The sequence below is a fragment of the Pedobacter sp. AJM genome, assembly GCF_002197755.1.
Classification (GTDB): domain Bacteria; phylum Bacteroidota; class Bacteroidia; order Sphingobacteriales; family Sphingobacteriaceae; genus Pedobacter.
Genome location: NZ_NHOT01000014.1, coordinates 36,910 through 58,915, shown reverse-complemented (window position 1 = coordinate 58,915; position 22,006 = coordinate 36,910). Strand labels below are relative to the sequence as shown.

Sequence of the window (22,006 nt, the reverse complement as noted above, 5' to 3'; positions counted from 1 at the left end):
CATTGAACAGCTATAAACAGAGGACAACAGGCGGAAAACATTAAACGGCAAACGAACAACGCTGAATGACAAACGAATAACAAACAACAAAATGTTCTTAAACGTACATTCTGCATATAGTTTAAAATATGGAACAATGGATATCCCAACTATTGTTTCGAAGGCCCGTGCTTTGGGTATTCATCAGATGGTGTTGACAGATATCAATAATTCTACCGGGGCAATAGAATTTATCAGAACCTGTTATAAGCAGGAGATTGCCAGGGCACCTGATGAAACACAGTCAGGAAATATGCCTTATCATTTAAAACCAGTTGCTGGTATTGAGTTCCGGAAAGATGATCAGCTGTTGTATTTTGGTATCGCAAAAAATAAAGAAGGGATGCGAGAGCTTAATGAATTTCTAAGCATCCATAATATCGAAGGAAGAGCTTTACCCGATGATGCGCCTGTTTTTGAGCATGTTTTTGTTATCTATCCGTTTATCAAAAGCTTTAACCGGGTTTTAAAAACGAATGAGTTTGTTGGGATTAAAAGCAGCCAGCTAAATTACCTTTATAAACATAGTTTACTGCAGCAAAAGGAAAAACTGCTAATCTGGCATCCTGTTACGGTGGGATGTAAGATAGAGCACCGCTTGCACCATTATTTACGCGCAATTGAACTGAACACGCTGTTAAGTATGGTGCCCGAGGCATCTAAATGTGGTGATGATGAAGTCCTGATTACAGAAAAGGCATTGAAAGCAAAGTTTGAAGCCTTTCCCTTTATAGCTGATAATACGCAACGGCTTATAGATGCCTGTGACCTGAGCGTTTATTTTGAACCACAGGTGAAATCTAAAAACAGGTTTTCATATACCAAAGAAGGTGAAATATTTGATCGCATCCTGCTCCGGCGAATTGCTTACAAGGGTTTGGCCTACCGCTACGGAAATGATCACCCGGTTGCCAGGGCAAGGATGGAAAAAGAGTTGAGTATCATAGAGTTTAAAAACTATTGTGCCTATTTTTTAATTACATTTGATATCGTTCGCTATGCGATGGGTCGGCATAAGTTTTATCACGTAGGCCGGGGCTCGGGGGCCAACAGTATCGTAGCCTATTGCATGCGGATTACAGATGTCGACCCCATTGATCTTGATTTATATTTTGAGCGTTTTTTACATGAGAAACGCACCAGCCCACCTGATTTTGATATCGATTTTGCATGGGATGAGCGGGAGGTAATTCAAAAGTATATTTTTGAAAAATACCCTCGGTGGCATGTTGCTTTTTTAGGAACGATGAGCACCTTTAAAGACCGGGCAATCATCAGGCAGATTGGAAAGGTATTGGGCTTACCAAAAGAAGAGATTGATGGTTTTACTGATCCGGCGAAAGAACGTGAAAACCAGAAAAATGCAACTTACCAAAAATTAATTGCCGTGCATCAGTATATGAGAAGTATGCCCAATCAGCGTTCCATTCATGCGGGCGGAATTTTAATTTCTGATGAGCCAATTACTTATTATACTGCGCTTGATATGCCTCCGAAAGGCTATGTAACCGTTCAATGGGATATGTATGAAGCAGAAGCAATTGGTTATGAGAAATTTGACGTATTAAGTCAACGGGGAATCGGACACATCCGCGAAGCTGTTCAGCTGATCGAGAAAAACCAAGGTAAAGCGATTGATATCCATGATTTCAAAACGTTTAAACACGATCCTCAATTAAATGCGATTCTGCGTGAAGGGCAACCCGTGGGTTGTTTTTATATCGAATCGCCTGCTATGCGGCAATTGTTGAAAAAATTAAAGTGTGAAGATTATTTAACACTGGTGGCAGCCAGTTCGATTATTCGCCCTGGCGTGGCCAGTTCAGGCATGATGAAATCATTTATTGAGCGTTACCATGCACCTGATCAAGTGGTTTACCTTTGTAAGGAAATGGAAGAGCAGCTGAAGGAAACCTATGGCGTAATGGTTTACCAGGAAGATGTAATTAAAGTCTGTCATTATTTTGCAGGCCTGGATTTAGCCGATGCAGATGTATTGCGAAAGGCCATGAGCGGCAAATACCGGTCGAAACTTGCTTTTGAGGAGCTGGTTAATAAATTTTTTCAATCCGCCAGGCTTCAGGGGCATGCAGAAGAACTGATTGCAGAGGTTTGGCGGCAGATTTCTTCCTTCGCAGGTTATAGTTTTTCAAAAGCACACTCCGCATCTTTTGCCGTAGAAAGTTACCAGAGTTTATACCTTAAAACCTATTATCCGAAAGAATTTATGGTGGCCGTTTTAAATAACTATGGTGGCTTTTATAGTCGTTGGGTTTATGTTCATGAGCTGCAGAAAACAGGCGCAAAGGTTTATCTCCCCTGCGTAAATCATAGCGATGAAGTGGTGAATATTAATGGCAACGATGTTTACCTGGGGTTTATGGGGATAATGGGATTAGAAAATAAAATGATCGAACAAATACCAGCAGAACGCCGAAAAAATGGTCCTTATAAAGATTTGGAGCAATTTGTAAAACGTACTCAGATTACGCTGGAACAAGCCATTTTATTAATCCGGCTCGGAGCTTTAAGGTGTACCGGGAAAGATAAGAAAACCTTGCTTTGGGAGATTTATAATTATTTAGGGCATAGGCAAAAGCGAACGCATTCAGCCGAATTATTTAATCTGGAAAGTAAGGAATATGTACTGCCGGCATTAGAAAACTCTGCACTGGAAGATGCTTATGTAGAATGGGAACTGTTAGGCTACTCATTAAACTTTAATATGTTTGATTTCCTGAAAACCAGTTACCGCGGAGAGGTGATGGCAGCAGATTTGGGCAAACATGTAGGTGAAACAGTGCGCATGGTGGGGAATTATGTCTGCGAAAAAACTGTGCATACGGTTAAAAATACTAAAATGTGGTTTGGTACTTTTCTGGATGTGAAAGGTGATTTTTTTGATACTACCCATTTTCCAAATACAACACCCATATATCCCTTTACAGGAAAGGGTTGCTATTTGATTTTGGGTAGAATAGTGGAAGATTTCGGCTTCCCCAGTGTGGAAGTGTTGAAGTTTGCCAAACTGGATATTGTAATGAATCCGGTGGCTGGTAATTAATCGCGAGCCTAATGGGATGGCTAATCGGTTCATGAATCAGCTGTTTTTAAGCCAATTAGCAAAGTATAGGGTAATAGATGTAATAGAAACAGATTTAGTAGTTATCACTAATAATTTTTAGATTTGTATATTGAACTAAAAATCAAGTAAAAATGGGAACTACCTTGTACATTCGGATAAAATGCAAGAGAAAGTTTTAAAGGCATTTCTTAGGGCTTTAGAAGTTCCATATAAAATCTTGGCGTTAATTAGCAATTCGCCATTTATTTACAAGTAAACAGGCTTTGATCCTCAAGTAAGGCAGGAATTAATTAAAAAGATTTCTTCACTGTTTTATGAGGTCAAACCCGATAGGATTGAGGTTCTTCTCTTTTTGAATGATAGACAGGAGCTCATGTTTTGTAATTAAAACCATTAACATAAGCGCAAATGATTTTATACATTAAATGAATATATGATTCACATCAATGCAGAAATAGAGCGTTTTGGACAAATGGGCGAAAAAACAGGTTGGAGTTATGTCTTCATTCCTGCTGTCTTAGCGAATGAAATTAAGCCTGATTGTAAGGTTTCTTTCAGGGTAAAAGGGAAAATCGATGATTTTGATATTTCCGGAATAGCTACCGTGCCAATGGGTGAGGGCGATTTTATTATTGCCATTAACGCTACACTTCGTAAAAAAATAAGAAAGGAAGCTGGTGCTAAAGTAGAGTTATGGCTGGAAGAGGATAAAGATTTTAGAATTGAAATGCCTGCAGACCTGGAAATATGTCTGTCTGAAGATGAAAGGCTGCTTACTTGTTTCATGCAACAACCTAAATCCCATCAGAACTATTTTATTAGATGGATTAATGAGGCCAAAACTGAAACCACGCGTACAAAAAGATTGGTCATGACTATTAATGCGATGGAAAAGCGACAGGATTATGGTACAATGATCAGGGAAAGTAAAAAGAGTTTGGAGTTGTAGGTTGATAGTCATGAGTCGTCAGTCTATAGTTCCTAAGTCGGATGGTTAACTAAGCCTCTACCACTACTAATTTCTTCTCTAACCTAACCTTTTCTTTTATAATCCCTAAACCAGCTGTTTACTTTCATTTGTATTACACCAAGAAAAGCTTCACGGAAAATACGGGTGCTCATTTTTGATGTGCCTTCCGTTCTATCTGTAAAAATAATGGGTACTTCAACTACGTTAAATCCAAATTTAATGGCTGTAAATTTCATTTCAATTTGAAAGGCATAACCTACAAATCGGATTTTATCCAAAGGAATCGTTTCCAGCACCAATCTACGGTAACATTTAAAACCTGCAGTGGCATCCTGGATGTTAATCCTGGTAATAAAGCGCACATACATGGAAGCAAAATACGACATCAATACCCGGCCCATCGGCCAGTTTACCACGTTTACCCCTTTAACATATCTCGATCCGATGGCTACATCTGCACCATTTACGCAGGCATTCCGCAGTCGGGCCAAATCATCAGGGTTATGAGAAAAATCAGCATCCATTTCAAAAATAAACTGATAATCTTTTTGCAATGCCCAGTTGAAACCATAAATGTATGCCGTACCTAAACCTTGCTTGCCGGCACGCTCTGCGATAAATAAATGGCCTTCATATTCTACCTGCAGTGCTTTTACAATATCTGCAGTGCCATCAGGAGATCCATCATCAATAATCAAAACATGAAAAGGTTGACTCAATGAAAATACTTTCCGGATGATCCTTTCAATATTCTCCTTTTCATTATAGGTCGGAATGATTACTAAACTGTCTGACACGTTTGTTCTGATTGATGTGAATTGCATGTTAAGCTAAAAAAACTGATTTTAACTTCTGAGGGCGAAAGTAAATATTATAAATTAAAAAAACCGTATCAACAGTGCTGATACGGTTTAAAATCTGTTGAAAATCTTTTATCTGACCTCTTGCATCAGTTTTTTAATCAGCTGTGAGAATACAATTAAAAATATACCGGCTATTAATGAATAGAGGGCAAGTGATTTATAACCTTCCGTATATGAAATAAGTTTTGTCATTAAGGATGCATTTTCAATGCTCGACATTTCCGCGCCCAACTTTCCGGCAGCAAGCTGTCCAAAAGCACTGAACAGGAACCACATGCCCATCATCATGCCAAACATTCTTTTAGGAGATAGTTTCGTGATAATAGACATCCCGATTGGACCGATACATAATTCGCCCAGCGTAAGCAGTAAGTAACCCAGAGTGAAAATATTTAAAGAACTGATGCCTTGTTCATTGGCGAAAAACCTGGTGGCATAAAAAACGTAGAAACTCACTGCCAATAACACAAAGCCTAATCCAAATTTCACTACAGTATTGGGTTCTATTTTGCGTTTATACATGCCAATCCATAGTAAACCTACCAGGGGACTAAATACAATCACAAAAAATGAGTTGACACTATTATTTACTACATTCGGATCAATAGAAAAGAATAAAAGGCTATGATCTAAATTGTCTTTGGCAAATAAAGAAAGTGATCCGCCACTCTGTTCTGAAATGGCCATAAAGATAAAATAGCAAAGAATAAATATAAAAGCCGCCAGTAATTTATAACGTGCTTTAACTTCTCTGATACTGAACATTTCGTAGAAAAAGTAGATCAGCGCGACTATACCAAGCGTGTACATAAAATAATCAGTATAGGCAGTATTTCTGACCATGATAAAGATCAACGGAATACATAAAAGTGAGCCTGCATAGACAACTATTTCATAAATGGTTCTTTTCGCTTTTTGTAAATGCAGCAGTGGCGAATTACCAATCGGACCTAGGTATTTTTTGGTGAAGATGAAAGTACCTAAGCCAAATGCCATAACCAGGGCTGCAGAAAGGAAACATAAATGCCAGGAAACATATTTACCCAGGTAAATACACATGGCTCCACCCAATAAGCCTCCAACATTTATACCTGCATAAAAAAGTCCGTAGCCCGCATCTCTCCGGTTATCTTTTTCATGGTAAAGTTCACCCACCATAGAAGAGATATTAGGTTTAAAAAAACCTGTGCCAATGATGGATAACGTAATACCTACATAAAACAAATCGTGGGGCGAAAAAGCGAGAATCAGGTTTCCGATGATCATCAATGAGCCACCCCAGAAAAGAGATTTTCTAAAGCCCAGAACTTTATCGGCAAAAATTCCACCAATAAAGGTAAAGGCATAAACAAATGCTTGGATGGCACCGTACTGCAGGTTGGATTTCTGATCACTTAAACCCAGTTGATCCACCATAAAAAAGGCGAGTACCCCACGCATGCCGTAGAAACAGAAACGTTCCCACATCTCTACCAATGATAAATACCAGAGTTGTTTCGGGTATTTACCTTCAAAATTTTGAATCGCTTCTAAAGTTTCAATAGAAGGTGTTTTTTCAGTAATGATCTGCATTTTATTTAACCCCGTGCATTAGTTTCTTAATTATTGGTGTGAGTAACATGATGAAAATACCCAAACCTACAGGAATAAGGGTAAAGATCAGGAAAAAGGTAGACATGGAATATTGCGCGGTAATTTTATCAATCATACCACCCATGGTACCTGCAATTTTATTTCCGATGGCAAGTGCTAAATACCAGATGCCGAACATGATTCCAATCATACGGCCAGGAACCAGTTTACTCAGATAGGACAAGCCAATAGGAGAGATGAATAATTCTGCCATGGTATGGAAAAAATAAGCTAAAATAAGCCAGATCATACTTACTGATGCCACTTTAGCACCTGCCGGGATGGAGCTTGAGCCGTATGCCAGTGCTGCAAAACCAATCCCTAGTAAGATCATCCCGATGCCGTTTTTAACGGTTGCCGTTGGACTATATTTGCTTTCCCAAAGTTTAGATACAATTGGTGCGCATGAAATGATAAACAGAGAATTCAAAATACCAAACCAGGTTGCCGGAACCTCCGTTTTTTCTGCACTGAACTGGTTTTTGAGCATATAAATAACCATGCACCAGATTATAGCAAAACCAATTGCCAGAATGATATTACCCAATGCAAACCTGGAAAATGTTTGCCTGAATAACTGAAACAGTACATATGAAATGATAGTGAGCGGAATAATGGTAATTAAAGTATTGGCAACGTTAAAAATGATTTTTGAATTGCCTTCCAGTATTCTGGCAGTGTAATCTTTAGCAAAGATGGTCATGGAGCCACCGGCCTGTTCAAATGAAGCCCAGAAGAAAATGGCTACGAAGGCAAGTACAATAACCACAATCATTTTATCTCTAAGCTGTGGCGTATATTGTACGATTCTTTTAATCAAAACAAAAATAAATAAGCTTAGCGCTACAATAATCGCGAAGTTATCTCCTGTCAGGTTACCTACAGAAAAATTAAAAACAGTATGGCCTGAAACTTTAGCATAAGGATCATTAATGATCCAGACCAGGCCGATAACAGCAATAAATACAATCAGCACAATATCAAAAATGGAGAATGGATTCCGTTTGGCTTCAGCCGGATGCTCTTCTTCATCCACTTTATCTTCGTCTTTAAGTGGCTTTAAACCAATAGAGCCAAAAATATTTTTAGTGAAATAAAACTGTAACATACCCACAAACATGAAGATTCCCGCAAGACCAAAGCCATAACTCCAGCCTATTTTCTCACCGATATAACCACACAACAACATTCCTAAAAACGAACCACAATTTACGCCCATATAGAAAATAGTATAAGCGCCATCTTTTTTCTCAGGATGTTTTTTGTACATATGAGATAGGATGGATGTCATATTGGGTTTAAAAAATCCGTTACCTAACACTAATAGGCATAGGCCCAGGTACATAAAAATTGGATTAAACTCAAAAGCCATCGATAGATGGCCCAATGTCATTAAAAAAGCTCCGATGATAACTGCCCAGCGATAACCTAAAAATCTGTCGGCAATATAACCTCCTAAAATAGGGGTAAGGTATGCAAGTGAAGTATAAGAACCATAAATAGCCAGGGCGTGTTCACGGGGCCAGCCCCAACCCGGATTTTGACCTAATATAGATGAGGTTAGAAATAAAACGAGCAAAGCCCGCATCCCATAATACGAAAATCTTTCCCACATTTCGGTAAAGAAAAGTACGAATAAACCTGACGGATGACCCAGTACCTTACTGCTAAAGAAGTCGTCTTTGGTTTCAATGGATGTTTGCATAAAACATTTATTGGTTTTAGTTGAAGAATTCAGAATTTGTGTGTTGTTTTAGCTTATTTGCAAGGCGCAATATAGTCAGCGGAGGGCAAACTCACAAATTTTTAAGTTACCGGAATGGTAATGAACAGGTTAAGATAATGGAAATTAAAACTTTCTGATGGGTTTAACATTTTTCTTTGGATCAGCATATTGCTCATCCATGGTGTGAGGATCGTTATTGAGTTCCAGTCCTTCCTGTAATTTAAGTTTTCCGCCAATAATTTTGAAGCCATCGAAGGTGCCATCTGATGCATAAAATTCATATCTGCCTTCCATTTCAGCGTCTACCGGAGCAAGGTGGTCAAAAACGATCATGCCGGCTTTTTGATCCACTTTAAGCGTCATTGCATTTGATTTGGTATATTCAAAGATTACCCGGTTTTTATGCTGAAGGTCTTTTCCATCGAAAACCGGTGCGCCGAAAATGACCTGCTCCTGATCAAAGGAAAGGATCTCGATCACCTTTTTAGTGGAACTTGAAGTATTTCCTTTCCAACCGAGCAACACGTAATAAGGCTTGCGGTTTCCGCTGGTTACCGGAACAATCTCATAATAACGCGCTCCAAACCATTTTTGATGATTGGTTACCGCATTTGCATCTGTAATGTTGTCCGTTTGATCAATTAACGGATAGAGCTTTAAGGGACCGCCGCCAGTATTCATCTGGATGGTTCCGAAATAACGGTAGGTGCCATTTTCCTGCTGAACATACCAGCTCAAGATCCGGAAAGACCTGTCGGGCGATGGAATTACTGAAACGTTTTTTAAAGAATCAAAAGGGTAAGTAAAAGAATTTTGCATTTTCAGGGCTTCTACCAGTGTTTTGATAAAAATGCTATTGCTGGTTGTTTTTTTAACATCGGTTTCAGCGGCAATAGTAGACGTTGCGATCCGGATCAGGGAATCCTGAAAAACATCCATTTTTTTATTGCTTTGCTGCGCCTGGGTACGCAAAGCGAGCAAAGCAATAATCAATATGCCGCAGTATTTAAGCTTCATGTATTAAATTTTCTCAATCACCAACGCACTGGCACCGCCGCCACCGTTACAGATTCCGGCTACACCAATTTTCCCATTATTTTGTTCGAGAACAGATAGTAGGGTCACTACTATTCTGGCACCAGATGCACCAAGCGGATGGCCCAGGGAAACAGCGCCACCATTTACATTCACCCGGTTTTCATTTAAACTCAGTTTCTGGTTATTGGCAATAGAAACCACAGAAAATGCTTCGTTAATTTCAAAATAGTCAACGTCTTTTATATCGATATTGGCTTTTTGCAAGGCCAAAGGAATGGCCTTTGAAGGAGCAGTTGTAAACCATTCAGGGGCTTGTTGCGCATCTGCATAACCTAATATTTTAGCCAATGGTTTGATGCCCAGTTCTTTTGCCTTATCTGCGCTCATTAAAACTATTGCTGCTGCACCATCATTCAAAGTAGAAGCATTGGCCGCAGTTACGGTTCCATCTTTTTTAAATACGGGCTTCAGTGAAGGAATTTTATCAAATTTAACCGCAGTTGGTTCCTCATCTGTATCCACGATTGTGATTTCACCTTTTCTATCTTTTACTTCTATGGCTATAATTTCAGCAGCAAACTTTCCGGTGGTTTGTGCCTGCTGTGCTCTTTTATAAGATGCAATGGCGAAATTGTCCTGATCTTCGCGGCTGATATGACAATCGGTGGCACAAAGCTCAGCTGCTGAACCCATATGGTAATCATTATAAACATCCCATAGCCCGTCTTTCACCAATCCATCGGTAATTTGACCATGCCCCAGCCGGTAACCATTTCTGGCTTTATCCAGGTAATAAGGTACATTGCTCATGCTTTCCATACCGCCGGCAATAATAATATCCTGATCACCGTTGGCAATGCTTTGTGCCGCCAGCATAATGGCTTTGGTGCCTGAAGCACAAACTTTATTGATGGTGGTAGCAGGTATATCTGGTAAGCCTGCAAGTTTTGCGGCTTGTGTAGCGGGTGCCTGTCCTAAATTTGCCGACAACACATTGCCCATATAAACTTCCTGAATGTGTTCTGGTGTCAAACCTGCTTTTTCTATTGCAGCTTTGATGGCGAAACCACCCAGCTGAGTGGCCGAAAATGAAGATAATGCGCCTCCAAAACTGCCAATTGGTGTTCTTACCGCTGATACGATTACGACTTCTTTCATGAATTAAAATTTTTATGAACTTTTTGGTTAGACCGCTAAGTTATACATTTTTGATAGCAGAAAATGAATCAGGCGTCATTTTTAACTTAAATCTAAGACTAAAACAATGGGCGTGAAAATAGTTTTATAAAGAATCATAAGCTTATTTTATTCCTCTTTCGCTTTTCCTTTTTTTCTTGATTTTATTGCCTGATTCAGCAGAAATTCAATCTGTCCGTTAGTGCTTCTGAATTCATCTGCAGCCCATATTTCTACCTCTTTCAATAAAGCTGGACTAATCCTCAACACAAAAGCTTTTTTATCTTTCTCCGCCATATCTATTGTATTGCTTTTACCTTATATCTTGTTTTTATATTGATGAGTAACTCCTCCATATTCAGAAACAGCATCATAGTTTGGGAGGTATGCTTTTTCTATGTTAATCCAGCTTTGCATTTTATATTTAAACTGTAAAGGCAAATACTGGTAGGCGACGCCATGCTGATTGCTTTTCCTCTAATTCCATATTAATTATAAAGTGTTCCTGTATTAACTACAGGTTGTACATGCCTGTCGCCGCAAAGCACCACCAATAAATTACTCACCATTGCGGCTTTACGTTCTTCATCAAGTTCTACAATTCCTTTTTCTGATAACTTTTCCAATGCCATTTCAACCATTCCCACAGCACCTTCTACAATTAATTTACGGGCTGCAATTACCGCTGTAGCCTGTTGCCTTTGTAGCATAGCGCTGGCAATTTCGGGAGCATAAGCCAGGTGAGAAATACGTGCTTCTAAGACATCAATTCCTGCTCTGGAAAGTCGCTCGGTTAATTCTTTCTCTAAAATTTCACTTACCTGCTCCGCGCCATCTTTTAAAGTAATGCTTGTTTCTTCGCCTTCAGCATGATCATAAGGAAATATATTAGCCAGATGTCTAACGGCGGCTTCACTTTGGATATTTACATATTGCATGTAGTTTTCCACAGCAAAAACGGCCTTTGCCGTTTCATTTACCTTCCACACTACCACGGCAGCAATTTCAATGGGATTACCCAACTTATCATTCACTTTTAATTGCTGGCCGTTAAGGTTATTTGCTTTTAACGATAATTTTCTTTTGGAGGTAAGTGGATTCACCCAGAAAAAACCATCTGCTTTTACCGTGCCAATATACTTTCCAAATAAGGTTAACACCATCGACTGATTAGGATTTATAATCAGAAAGCCCGGAAAAACCAGAAAAAGATCAACGGCTAATATGATGCTGCCCCAGACGAAGAGCTGAGAAAAAAAGCAGAATATGGCACCCGCCAATAATACTAAAGATAATACAAATGTTAAATACCCGGATGGCGGGCTAATGATTTTTTCCTGATACATAATTGATATTAATTTGATATCATAAAGTAAATTATAAAATCTGGTAATACCAAACAAAATCATTAAAAAGTATATTAGATAAAAATGCTATTTTTGACAATACAATAATCAGATCGTTTTGGCCAAAATCAAGAAAAATTCACATAAAATCCTTTATCGTAAGTATTCATCCAACCTGAAGTATGTGATGATGCTTTTTACAGTGTTCGTTATCACACTGTTTCTTCCTAAGCAACCCAGGTTTAGGTATGAGTTTGAAAAGGGCAAAGTGTGGATGAATAAAGACTTAATTTCTCCGTTCAGCTTCGCTATTCTCAAGACTAATCCTCAGGTAAATACGGATAAGAAGAAAGCGCTTAAAGATGTTTTGCCTGTTTACCAGTATGATCAGACCATTGGCAGGAATGCCTTGGAAGCCTTTACAAACGAATTTGATATTAAATGGAAATCTACCCAACTGGATGAAAAAGATAAGATCAGGTTTAAAACAGAATCTTACCGCCTGCTAAACAATATTTATACACGTGGAATCATCAGTTTAAATGCCAAGCAGCAAACGAATGGCAAAAACTATGATTTTTCGCTGATGGAAAATAATGTAGCTAAACAAAAAAATACGCAGGATGTGTTTACGGTTGAAACGGCCTTACTTTATTTCAAGCATAACTTTCAGTCTCCAAACCAGGTGATGAGTGACCTGGTGGCTAACCTGGCTGAAGACCATATTACACCAAATATCATTTTTGATGAGCGTTTAACCCAGATTATTCAGCAAAATACTGTTGATAATATTTCGACTACCAAAGGGATGGTGCAGAAAGGGGAGCTGATTGTTTCTAAAAACGATGTGATTGATGAAGAAATTTATCAAAAGCTTGAATCTTATAAGGCTACCTACGATGCGCAAACTAAAACCATTGGCAGCCGTGCATTGGTATATCTGGGGCAGGTCGTGCTGGTGAGTTTCATGCTCGCCATCCTGATGTCGTTTCTTTTTCTGTTTCGCAGGGATATCTTCTCCGATAACCGCCAGCTGTCCTTAATCCTGATTGTAACTACCGGCATGCTGCTGGCACTTACCTGGGCCATTAAAATGGAAATCCCCAGTTTGTATTATATTCCATTTTGTGTGGTGCCTATTATTATCCGGATTCTTTTTGATACCAGGCTGGCACTCTATCTTCATTTGCTGGTGATTTTAATTGCCGGTTTCTTTGTGGCTAATAGTTTCGAGTTTGTTTTTTATCAGGTTACAGCAGGCATGGTTGCCATTTTTAGTATTAAAAATTTCGTTAAGCGGGAACGGTTCCTGGTGTCTGCGCTATTTATTTTATTGGCTTATTTTGTTTCATTTGTAGGCATTGCATTATTGAGGGAAGGTTCTTTCCGCGAAATTGAGTGGGCAAATTTTATTCCTTTTATCTTTAGTGTATTGCTATCTCTTCTTGCTTATCCGCTCATCTATTTATTTGAGCGTATTTTTGGAATTACTTCTGATGTCGCTCTAATTGAGCTCACCAATACAAACAATAAATTACTTCGTGAGCTGGCCTTTAAAGCTCCTGGTACCTTTCAGCACTCCTTGCAGGTGGCTAACCTGGCAGAGGCGGCTATATTTAAAATCGGTGGTAATTCGGTGCTGGTCAGGGCGGGGGCGCTATATCATGATATCGGAAAAGTTGATAACCCTCAATACTTCATCGAAAATCAGAATACAGCAGTTAGTCCGCATGATAAACTTCCATATGAGCAGAGTGCACAGATTATTATCCAGCATGTACACAAAGGCATTGAGATTTTAAGGAAAAACTTAATTCCGGAAGCAATTATCGATTTTATCCGGACCCACCACGGGAATACTCGGGTAGATTATTTTTATCAGTCGTTTTTAAAAAATTCTCCTGAAAAATTTGTGGATGAAAACATTTTCCGCTACCCCGGACCAATCCCTTTTAGTAAGGAAACAGGTGTATTGATGCTGGCAGATTCAGTAGAAGCAGCCTCAAGGAGCCTCAAAAATCCGGATGCACAGAGCATAAATGACATCGTTGAAAGGATAATTAATTACAAATTGGAGCAAAATCAATTGGATAACTGCGATTTGACATTAAAAGATATTGAAACTATCAAATTGATATTCAAGACGATGCTGATGAGTATCTATCATGTGCGGATAGATTATCAACAAGTTTTATAATTTTTTTTTGTAGAATAACTTGTTTTACTATATTTGCAGACCTCAAAACAAGGTCGGTAGGACAAATTTGAAGGTTGAAAAGGTGAGGTGCCTGAGAGGCCGAAAGGAACAGTTTGCTAAACTGTCGTACTGGTAACGGTACCGCGGGTTCGAATCCCGCCCTCACCGCACGAAGAAAAAAAGTAATAAAAAAAAATGAAAATGTCATTTTAAAACCGTTACTTTGCAGCCCTTAGAAATAGGGAAATAAAAAGGAGATACCAAGTTCGGGATGTAGCGTAGCCCGGTATCGCGCCTGCTTTGGGAGCAGGAGGTCGTAGGTTCGAATCCTGCCATCCCGACAAAAGTTCAATCCACTTTTCAAAAGGATTACAAAAAAGGTGATACCTGAGTTCGGGGTGTAGCGTAGCCCGGTATCGCGCCTGCTTTGGGAGCAGGAGGTCGTAGGTTCGAATCCTGCCACCCCGACAAAACAGAAGAACCCTCTAAATAATAAATTTAGGGGGTTTGTTTTTTATGTCAAATCCTAAAAATTCATGCGATTTTTGGCAATTCCCTAAAAGCAAAAACCCTGCTAATCTTGCGATTGCAGGGTTTTATACATTTTGATAGTCTTTGGTGTGAACCTCACTGACATTTTCTCGAACACATTTGTGTTGGATTTAAAACGCATAATTAATTTAGCTGACGAATTGGATGATGATTATTGAAAGGTATCTACTAAAGTTTTTGTGATTTAACTACTAGTGAATTTAGGTTCTTTCATTGACGATCAATCTGCATGATAACCATAACACAACTATTCCATAATATACCAGCACCTGTTTTTACAGCCTATAGGATTTTGCCTTTTTTATCAATCTTATTTATGTCATGGTTTATCCTGTTCCATATTCGTCAAATGATGAATATGGAAAACTCTATGTGCAGTGAGTGATGAAAGTAACGCTTCAGTAAGTTTATCACCCTGAAACATTACAAGTAAAAAAAATGGCCTTTTTTAAGGCCACTTTAAAAAATGGTTGAGATTAATTGCAGTTTCCGCCACAATTGACTGCCATCAGATAATCTTCGGATGTTATAGTGTAAACTTCCATGTTTTCATTGTTGTACGTGTAGTTGAAGATATTTTTCTGCTCATTTACAATAACAGATCAGGACAATAATGATAAACAGTCTTTTTATGATTGTTATATACAAATTCCATATCCATTTTCACACCTGTTTTTTGGGTATCAAATAGGACCCACATACTGCATCCTTTGTAAGGAGCATCATCCCGTACTACTTTTTGAAGTTTCTCTCCCGGGAGCAAAATTACTCTGGACGCCGGGTCTCTATGACCATTAACATAACCACTCCGCTCGACCGTTTGTCCCGACTGATTAACAATACTGTAGTCAAGCGTTTCCGCACCCAACTCAAGATAAGAGCCTATCTCTATAGAGTCAACTTGACGTTTGAAAAGCCTGATAAACTATGAATTATCATATTTACCACTCAAATAATTTTCGACAACGTTTTGAGGGATTTGGATTCCAGTTCCTTTTTTAAAATAATCAAATAATTCTCTTATATTCATTAGTAGTTTTTTCTAAAATTGAAGGTAATGGTCAGCCAGCTTTCCGAAGTTTCGCGGCTTAGTTAAATTTAATAGAAAGTTGGAAAGGTGCAGAAAGAATTCCACTAAATTTTGAAAAACGGTTGTTTGCTGCAGGGAGAAAACTTAGTATCTGAATCATAATAGGTTATTTAATGCTCTACCGGTTGAAAAAGTTTTTCTGAACTATTACAAGTGATTACCGTTTAAAAATCAGGCCTAGTCATAATCAATGGTTGTCAAAAGAATACTAATAGCTTGTGAACGGAAAAAAAATCAGAAGAAACATAGCAAGTAAGGCAGTATTAGTTTTTTTTTAAAAAAACTTAATAATTAAGTAACGAAGGAAGATTTTGCAGTTTTAAAGTCTGTTCGTAACTTTCTTCTGTAAGTCATAAAAACACATTTTGCCTCATAATAGGGCAGTTAGACTAAAAGATATTGTTAGCCAACCGGAGTTGTTCCGTTAGCTGAATCATACAATTTCCAAAGATTCAGGTTATTGCTTCTAACCCCGAATACGGAAATGCGCCTTAATCCAAAGTTGGCACAGCATGCAGGCTATGAAATAAGTAACATGCATTCCCATTATACTACTTACATTTACTGTTTCTTTAAATAGTAAATATAAAAAGTAATTCTTAATGCCATGCCGGTAATCAAATGAACGGCGGGTGTTCGTCCGTAGAATTACCATAATCATAATATGAAGAAAAATAAGCTAAAATCGCCATCAAAAAAACTGATAACCAGGGTTTATAGAAATTATTTATTTATTGCTTTTCTACTGATCATGGTAAGCCAACCGGCATTCGCACAGGAAAAAGGAACATCAGGTTATTGGATTTCTAAAGCACAGCAGGGGATAAACAAACCCAACACCTGGATGGCGTTTCGCCGGGATATCATGATCAAAAACAAACCGCTACAGGCCTTAGCTACCATTGCTGCCGATACCAAATATTGGCTTTGGATAAACGGCAAACTTGTGGTATTTGAAGGTGGGCTAAAACGCGGGCCTAATCCTAATGATATCTATTGCGATAAAGTAAACCTCGGGACCTACCTAAAAAAAGGTAAAAACCAAATTGCTGTACTACTTTGGTACTTTGGTAAAGATGGTTTTTCGCACGTAGGCAGCGGGCGTGCCGGGCTTTATTTTAGTATGAATGCAAAGCAGTCAGAATTAAATAGTGACGATAAATGGTTGTGCCGTATTCATCCTGCTTACGGAGACACAGATATCCCTTTACCCAATTTCCGCCTTGCGGAATCAAATATTCGTTTTGATGCCCGCAAGGATATTGCAGGCTGGCAAACGGCACCGTTAAATTCATTGCAAGGCTTTAGCGCTGCAGAAAAAATTGGCCTCCCGGGCGATGCACCCTGGAATAAACTGGTTGAACGCCCTATACCCCAATGGAAGGATTTTGGTATAAAGGAAATTAAATTTGAACGCCATAAGGGGGCCAGCGCAGATACAATTGTAGGTGCCTTGCCGTACAATATGCAAATGACCCCGATAATCTCGGTTCTGGATGATAAAGGAGGGCATTTAATTAAAATTAATACTGACCATAATGTAGCCGGTGGCACAGACAATATGAGGGCGGAGTATATCACTGCAAAAGGTTTTCAGAAATATGAATCTTATGGATGGTTAAACGGCGAGAACATACTGCTCATTGTTCCGAAAGGCGTTAAGATAACATCAGTTAAATATCGCGAAACCGGCTATAATGCAGAACCTGAGGGTGCTTTTGCTTGCAGTGATAAGTTTTATAACCTGTTTTGGAAAAAGGCTAAGCGTACTTTATACCTTAACATGCGCGATAATTATTTTGATTGTCCTGACAGGGAACGTGCCCAATGGTGGGGAGATGCTGTTTTGTTGATGGGCGAAAGTTTTTATACCTATTCAACCTCCACACATGCATTGATGCGCAAAGCTATACGTGAACTGGCGGCATGGCAGCGTCCCGGAGGTGAGTTATTTGCGCCAATTCCGGGTAATTTTAATCAGGAACTGCCCGACCAGATGCTTACGAGTATTGGCCATTACGGCTTTTGGAATTACTATATGAACACTGGCGACCGCAAGCTTATAGAAGACGTTTACCCGGCTGTAAAAAAGTACCTGGATTTATGGAAAACGGACGAAACCGGCCTTACCGTTTTACGTAATGGCGGTTGGCTTTGGGGAGACTGGGGCGATAACAAAGACTTGAGGCTGATTATGGCCGGATGGCATTACCTTGCTTTGGATGGCGCCTCTAAAATGGCCGATGTGCTTGGGTATGGTGAAGATGCCGCAGATTATCGGCAGGTTATGGACCGGGTGAAGGCCGGATACAATAAATGCTGGAATGGGCACGCTTACCGCCATCCTTTGTACAATGAAAAAACAGATGACCGGGTGCAAGCCTTAGCGGTTATCGCGGGTATAGCCGATTCGTCAAAATACGCTGATATTTTATCATCGTTGAAAACAGAATTACATGCAAGCCCCTATATGGAAAAATATGTAATGGAGGCACTGTTTGTTATGGGCGAGGGAAAATATGCCATGGACAGAACCAAAAAACGCTTTGCAGAAATGGTCAACAATCCTAACTATAGCACCTTGTTTGAAGGTTGGGGCATAGGCGAAAATGGATTTGGAGGTGGCACAACCAACCATGCCTGGAGTGGTGGGGCTCAAATCGTCATTGCACAATATTTGTTTGGCGTTAAACCACTTGATGCCGGTTATAAAACTTTTTGGATAGCACCTCAACCCGCCACTTTTACCTCAGCAAACCTTACCGTACCAACGATTAAAGGCCTGATCAGTACTTCATTTCAAAATAATGCCGATGGCTTTCGGATGAATGTTACTGTTCCGATGGGTACAACAGCCATTATAAGATTGCCCTCAGGTTCGAAGGTATATGTGAACAAGAAGTTACTGAATGAAAAAGACATGAATGTTGAAGAATTGCAGCAAAAAGAACGTTTCACCACGTTCAAACTCATTTCCGGAAAATATGTGATCAAACGGGAAAGATCTTTATGATGTTTTTAGCATGCCAATTACTGTAACATCGACCCAAGGCTTGACAACCCCTGACATAATCGAAGAATCCGTAATGAGGTATCCTAGAGACCTACTGTTCAATACAAACGTATATGTGGCAGAAATATCCGGTCAACTGAATTTCAGTAAACAGTCTTTTTCGGTAATAAGTAAACGTCCCTTCATTTGTTAGATTTTGAATACCTCAAATGGAAGGACGTTTACAACTAGATAATAAACTAATTATATATTATTTATCATATAAAATGATCTCTGCTGCTCTGGAAGCCATTACCATCATCGGACCGTTTCCATTGCCTGATACCATAGTTGGAAGTATGGAGCAATCCATGATCCTGATTCCTTCAAAACCTCTCAGGCGAAGTTTTCCATCCACCGGATCGTCATCATTAGTACCCATTCTACAAGTGGAAATAGCATGGTATCCACAGAAACCTTTGTCAATGACCAGATTGATAAGATCCTCTGGAGAAACGATTAGGGAACGTTATCATAATGCATCTGATGAGATGACACCCATTTATTTGGAGTTCGCTAAAAGCAATCCTAAATCTTACGTTAGCTTAATGTCCTTAACACAATTAGCAGACGACTCCGACCAGCTCACACAAATTGACGCAATTTATCCAACCTTAAGCGCTGAATTGAAAGCAACGAAAGCAGGGAAAAATCTGTTAAAAACCTTAGAAGCAGCCAAAAAGACTGCTGTAGGTGTAATGGCGATGGATTTTACGCAGAATGATCTTGATGGGAAACCGGTAAAACTATCGGATTTTAAAGGTAAATATGTATTGGTAGATTTTGGGCTTCCTGGTGCGGACCATGTCGCCATGAAAATCCAAATGTTGTTGCAGCTTACAACAAATTTAAAGATAAAGGCTTTACTGTTTTAGGCATTTCCCTGGATGGTGGAACAACTAAAACGACTAAAGAAGCGTGGAAAAAAGCTGTTGAAAACGATAAATTAACCTGGACACATGTTTCTGACCTGCAAGGGTGGACTAATGAAGTTGCTCTAATGTACGGCATTCATTCTATTCCTGCTAATTTCTTAATTGACTCAAGCGGTAAAATTGTTGCAAAGGATTTGAGAGAAGAAGCTTTACAGACCAAATTACAGGAACTTTTAGGGAGCAAAACCAAATAATTAATCTCTTTTTTTGGCGTATGAAATAAAGATAGCCTATAGTTTTATGAGTAAAACTTGCTACGTTTAGAAAAAAAAGCGGTAAACAATCAATACAACTGTTTACCGCTTATCTAAATTAACGCTCTATTATATATACGTCTGAACCTGAACATTATTGTATGCAGTATTTACTTTCTCATATTTAATTCGGATAAATTCAGCTTTTTAGACGTTAACTTAGGCCAGATTTTAACGTCAATAAAAATTGATTTCGAATTAAAGCCATTGTGAATAAAAAGAAAGCATAATCACGTAATATTAACATTTCGCTTGAAGGCACATCCGAGCTCAATAATAGAATCTGTTTTTATAATTCCGGGAATTGAATCAATTTTATTATAAAGAACCTCGCGCATGTGCTCATGATTCCGGGCCACAATCTTTATGAAAAGTGTATATCTTCCGGTAATAAAATAACATTCAGTTACTTCCTCTACCTCGCGCAAAGCTTCAATTACCCTAGCTGAATCGTAATCTTTATCCAGCGTAAGGCCAGTAAAACTCCCCCAGTCAAAGCCCATTTTCTTCTCATTTAATACAGGCTTAACCCCACTCAAAACACCCCGTTGTAACAATCTCGAAAATCGTTGATGAACCATCGTATTGGAAACGCCAAGTGACAACGCTACCGTCGAGAATGCGATACGGCCATCTTTCTCCAGGCGTTTCAGTAGCTCGGTGTCAAATTTATCTAAAACCACTGTATTTAAGAATAAATGAAGTCAATTATAATTTATAATACACCAAAAATAAACAATAATAAGCTATTATTGACTGAAATAGTTAATTATAATATTTTTGACCAATAAACTAACCAAATATATCATGTCGGAAATCAGCAAAGCATATATCGATAAAGAATTATTATTCGGGGCGCATAACTATCACCCCCTACCTGTTGTTTTAGAGAAAGGAAGTGGAATAAAGGTATGGGATGTTGAAGGGAACAGTTATTTAGATTTTTTATCCGCCTACTCTGCGGTCAACCAGGGGCATTGTCACCCAAAAATTATCGACGCATTAATCGACCAGGCCCGCAGGTTAACCCTGACCTCCAGGGCTTTTTATAATAATAAACTTGGCCATCTGGAAGAGCAATTATCGACAACTTTTGGGTTTGATAAAGTGTTATTAATGAACTCAGGCGCAGAAGCAGTAGAAACTGCGATTAAACTGTGCAGAAAGTGGGCCTATCAAAAAAAGAAAATCCCAGCCGGGAACGCAAAGATTGCATTTGCCTCCAATAACTTTCATGGCAGAACGATATCTATAATTTCAGGATCCAGTGACCGAAGTGCGAAGGATGGTTTTGGTCCATTTTTAGAGGGTATAGTGCAGGTTCCTTACAATAATATTGATGCCCTGGAAAGGATGCTACAGTCAAACCCTTACATTGCCGGTTTCCTGGTTGAACCTATACAGGGTGAAGCTGGTGTAATCATTCCAGACGATAACTACCTTGCTAATGTCTCCAGGATATGCAAAAACTATGGCGTATTGTATATTGCGGATGAAATCCAGACCGGTATGGGCAGGACTGGTCGCTTAATGGCATCTTACGATGTTCAGACTTTGGAAAACAGACCTGATATGATCATCCTTGGCAAAGCACTTTCGGGGGGAGTTTTACCGGTGTCTGCCGTGCTTGCTGATGATGAAATTATGTTGACCATCAAAGCTGGTGAACATGGCTCAACCTTTGGCGGTAACCCCTTAGCAGCAGCGGTAGCCGAAGTTGCCTTGCAGGTCATCATAGATGAAAACATGCCCGCTAATGCGGCTTCAATGGGCGTTATCTTTCGGGATGGTTTGCAGGACATAGCGAAACGCAACAGCATGATTAAACAGGTTCGGGGCAAAGGACTTTTAAATGCAATTGAAATAGATTGCGATGAACATTCGACGATGGGATGGGAAATTTGTGTAAAACTAATGGAGGGCGGATTGCTGGCCAAACCTACTCAAGGTAACAAAATACGATTGGCGCCACCGTTAATTATTTCAAAAGAGGAAGTGCAAATTAGCCTTAAAATTATTGCTGAAGCATTAGAAAACTTTAAATCATAAAG

15 protein-coding genes and 3 tRNA genes are annotated in these 22,006 nt (G+C 39.1%); 9 read left to right on the top strand and 9 right to left on the bottom strand.

Features of this window, described 5'->3' with window-relative positions; genetic code table 11:
• The first annotated feature begins 91 nt into the window (after window positions 1-91).
• Both dnaE and CBW18_RS19220 read left to right on the top strand, forming a co-directional pair.
• Window positions 92-3,103 (top strand): DNA polymerase III subunit alpha, encoded by a 3,012-nt coding sequence (gene dnaE, locus CBW18_RS19225; protein WP_088302989.1) that lies wholly within the window; start codon window positions 92-94, stop codon window positions 3,101-3,103.
• Between the two features lie 454 nt (window positions 3,104-3,557).
• Window positions 3,558-4,073, top strand: a complete 516-nt coding sequence (locus CBW18_RS19220; RefSeq protein ID WP_088302988.1) for a YdeI/OmpD-associated family protein — start codon at window positions 3,558-3,560, stop codon at window positions 4,071-4,073.
• 83 nt (window positions 4,074-4,156) lie between these two features.
• Here the strand turns inward: CBW18_RS19220 and CBW18_RS19215 are convergent, their stop codons facing one another.
• The 7 genes from CBW18_RS19215 to CBW18_RS19185 form a co-directional block, all read right to left on the bottom strand.
• Window positions 4,157-4,891, bottom strand: coding sequence for a polyprenol monophosphomannose synthase (locus tag CBW18_RS19215; protein ID WP_088303029.1), 735 nt, complete (start codon window positions 4,889-4,891; stop codon window positions 4,157-4,159).
• Window positions 4,892-5,026: 135 nt separating this feature from the next.
• Window positions 5,027-6,529, bottom strand: coding sequence for a peptide MFS transporter (locus tag CBW18_RS19210; RefSeq protein WP_088302987.1), 1,503 nt, complete (start codon window positions 6,527-6,529; stop codon window positions 5,027-5,029).
• Window position 6,530: 1 nt separating this feature from the next.
• Complete coding sequence (locus CBW18_RS19205; RefSeq protein ID WP_088302986.1) at window positions 6,531-8,294, bottom strand: peptide MFS transporter; 1,764 nt, start codon at window positions 8,292-8,294, stop codon at window positions 6,531-6,533.
• Window positions 8,295-8,438: 144 nt separating this feature from the next.
• Window positions 8,439-9,332 carry a hypothetical protein gene (locus CBW18_RS19200; RefSeq protein WP_088302985.1) on the bottom strand — a complete coding sequence of 298 codons (894 nt, stop codon included), beginning with the start codon at window positions 9,330-9,332 and terminating at the stop codon, window positions 8,439-8,441.
• 3 nt (window positions 9,333-9,335) lie between these two features.
• Window positions 9,336-10,511 carry an acetyl-CoA C-acyltransferase gene (locus tag CBW18_RS19195; RefSeq protein ID WP_088302984.1) on the bottom strand — a complete coding sequence of 392 codons (1,176 nt, stop codon included), beginning with the start codon at window positions 10,509-10,511 and terminating at the stop codon, window positions 9,336-9,338.
• 147 nt (window positions 10,512-10,658) lie between these two features.
• Entirely contained in the window at window positions 10,659-10,826 is a 168-nt protein-coding gene (locus CBW18_RS19190; RefSeq protein WP_088302983.1) for an Arc family DNA binding domain-containing protein, read from the bottom strand.
• A 191-nt stretch (window positions 10,827-11,017) separates the two neighbouring features.
• Entirely contained in the window at window positions 11,018-11,875 is an 858-nt protein-coding gene (locus CBW18_RS19185; RefSeq protein ID WP_088303028.1) for an SPFH domain-containing protein, read from the bottom strand.
• A gap of 190 nt (window positions 11,876-12,065) precedes the next feature.
• On the opposite strand from CBW18_RS19185, the gene CBW18_RS19180 reads away from it, so the two are divergent.
• From CBW18_RS19180 to CBW18_RS19155, 5 genes are all read left to right on the top strand, one after another.
• Window positions 12,066-14,072, top strand: coding sequence for an HD family phosphohydrolase (locus CBW18_RS19180; protein WP_088303027.1), 2,007 nt, complete (start codon window positions 12,066-12,068; stop codon window positions 14,070-14,072).
• An 81-nt stretch (window positions 14,073-14,153) separates the two neighbouring features.
• Window positions 14,154-14,240 (top strand) — tRNA-Ser (locus CBW18_RS19175).
• Window positions 14,241-14,339: 99 nt separating this feature from the next.
• A tRNA-Pro gene (locus CBW18_RS19170) sits at window positions 14,340-14,413 on the top strand.
• 53 nt (window positions 14,414-14,466) lie between these two features.
• Window positions 14,467-14,540 (top strand) — tRNA-Pro (locus tag CBW18_RS19165).
• 1,838 nt (window positions 14,541-16,378) lie between these two features.
• Window positions 16,379-18,727: an alpha-L-rhamnosidase C-terminal domain-containing protein gene (locus tag CBW18_RS19155; protein ID WP_216359272.1), complete on the top strand. Its 2,349-nt coding sequence runs from the start codon at window positions 16,379-16,381 to the stop codon at window positions 18,725-18,727.
• A gap of 250 nt (window positions 18,728-18,977) precedes the next feature.
• On the opposite strand, the gene CBW18_RS21905 is transcribed toward CBW18_RS19155, so the two are convergent.
• A complete protein-coding gene (locus tag CBW18_RS21905; protein WP_371566987.1) occupies window positions 18,978-19,163 on the bottom strand; it encodes a GMC oxidoreductase in 186 nt (61 codons plus the stop codon).
• Window positions 19,164-19,532: 369 nt separating this feature from the next.
• Between CBW18_RS21905 and CBW18_RS21705 the strand changes: the two genes are divergently transcribed.
• On the top strand, window positions 19,533-19,895 hold the full coding sequence (locus CBW18_RS21705) for a peroxiredoxin family protein (RefSeq protein ID WP_371566985.1): 363 nt from the start codon (window positions 19,533-19,535) through the stop codon (window positions 19,893-19,895).
• A gap of 290 nt (window positions 19,896-20,185) precedes the next feature.
• Here CBW18_RS21705 and CBW18_RS19140 read toward each other — a convergent pair whose 3' ends face one another.
• Entirely contained in the window at window positions 20,186-20,638 is a 453-nt protein-coding gene (locus CBW18_RS19140) for an Lrp/AsnC family transcriptional regulator (RefSeq protein WP_088302980.1), read from the bottom strand.
• A 124-nt stretch (window positions 20,639-20,762) separates the two neighbouring features.
• Here CBW18_RS19140 and rocD point away from each other — a divergent pair, with 124 nt between their 5' ends.
• Window positions 20,763-22,004: an ornithine--oxo-acid transaminase gene (gene rocD, locus CBW18_RS19135; RefSeq protein WP_088302979.1), complete on the top strand. Its 1,242-nt coding sequence runs from the start codon at window positions 20,763-20,765 to the stop codon at window positions 22,002-22,004.
• Window positions 22,005-22,006: the final 2 nt, after the last annotated feature.

What these genes read in the sequence shown, in the direction of transcription:
- CBW18_RS19185 (WP_088303028.1), bottom strand. Translation starts at nt 11,875, where the DNA reads ATGTATCAGGAAAAAATCATTAGCCCGCCATCCGGGTATTTAACATTT.
- CBW18_RS19210 (WP_088302987.1), bottom strand. Translation starts at nt 6,529, where the DNA reads ATGCAGATCATTACTGAAAAAACACCTTCTATTGAAACTTTAGAAGCG.
- CBW18_RS19180 (WP_088303027.1), top strand. Translation starts at nt 12,066, where the DNA reads ATGCTTTTTACAGTGTTCGTTATCACACTGTTTCTTCCTAAGCAACCC.
- rocD (WP_088302979.1), top strand. Translation starts at nt 20,763, where the DNA reads ATGTCGGAAATCAGCAAAGCATATATCGATAAAGAATTATTATTCGGG.
- CBW18_RS19205 (WP_088302986.1), bottom strand. Translation starts at nt 8,294, where the DNA reads ATGCAAACATCCATTGAAACCAAAGACGACTTCTTTAGCAGTAAGGTA.
- dnaE (WP_088302989.1), top strand. Translation starts at nt 92, where the DNA reads ATGTTCTTAAACGTACATTCTGCATATAGTTTAAAATATGGAACAATG.
- CBW18_RS19195 (WP_088302984.1), bottom strand. Translation starts at nt 10,511, where the DNA reads ATGAAAGAAGTCGTAATCGTATCAGCGGTAAGAACACCAATTGGCAGT.
- CBW18_RS19200 (WP_088302985.1), bottom strand. Translation starts at nt 9,332, where the DNA reads ATGAAGCTTAAATACTGCGGCATATTGATTATTGCTTTGCTCGCTTTG.
- CBW18_RS19220 (WP_088302988.1), top strand. Translation starts at nt 3,558, where the DNA reads ATGATTCACATCAATGCAGAAATAGAGCGTTTTGGACAAATGGGCGAA.
- CBW18_RS19155 (WP_216359272.1), top strand. Translation starts at nt 16,379, where the DNA reads ATGAAGAAAAATAAGCTAAAATCGCCATCAAAAAAACTGATAACCAGG.
- CBW18_RS19190 (WP_088302983.1), bottom strand. Translation starts at nt 10,826, where the DNA reads ATGGCGGAGAAAGATAAAAAAGCTTTTGTGTTGAGGATTAGTCCAGCT.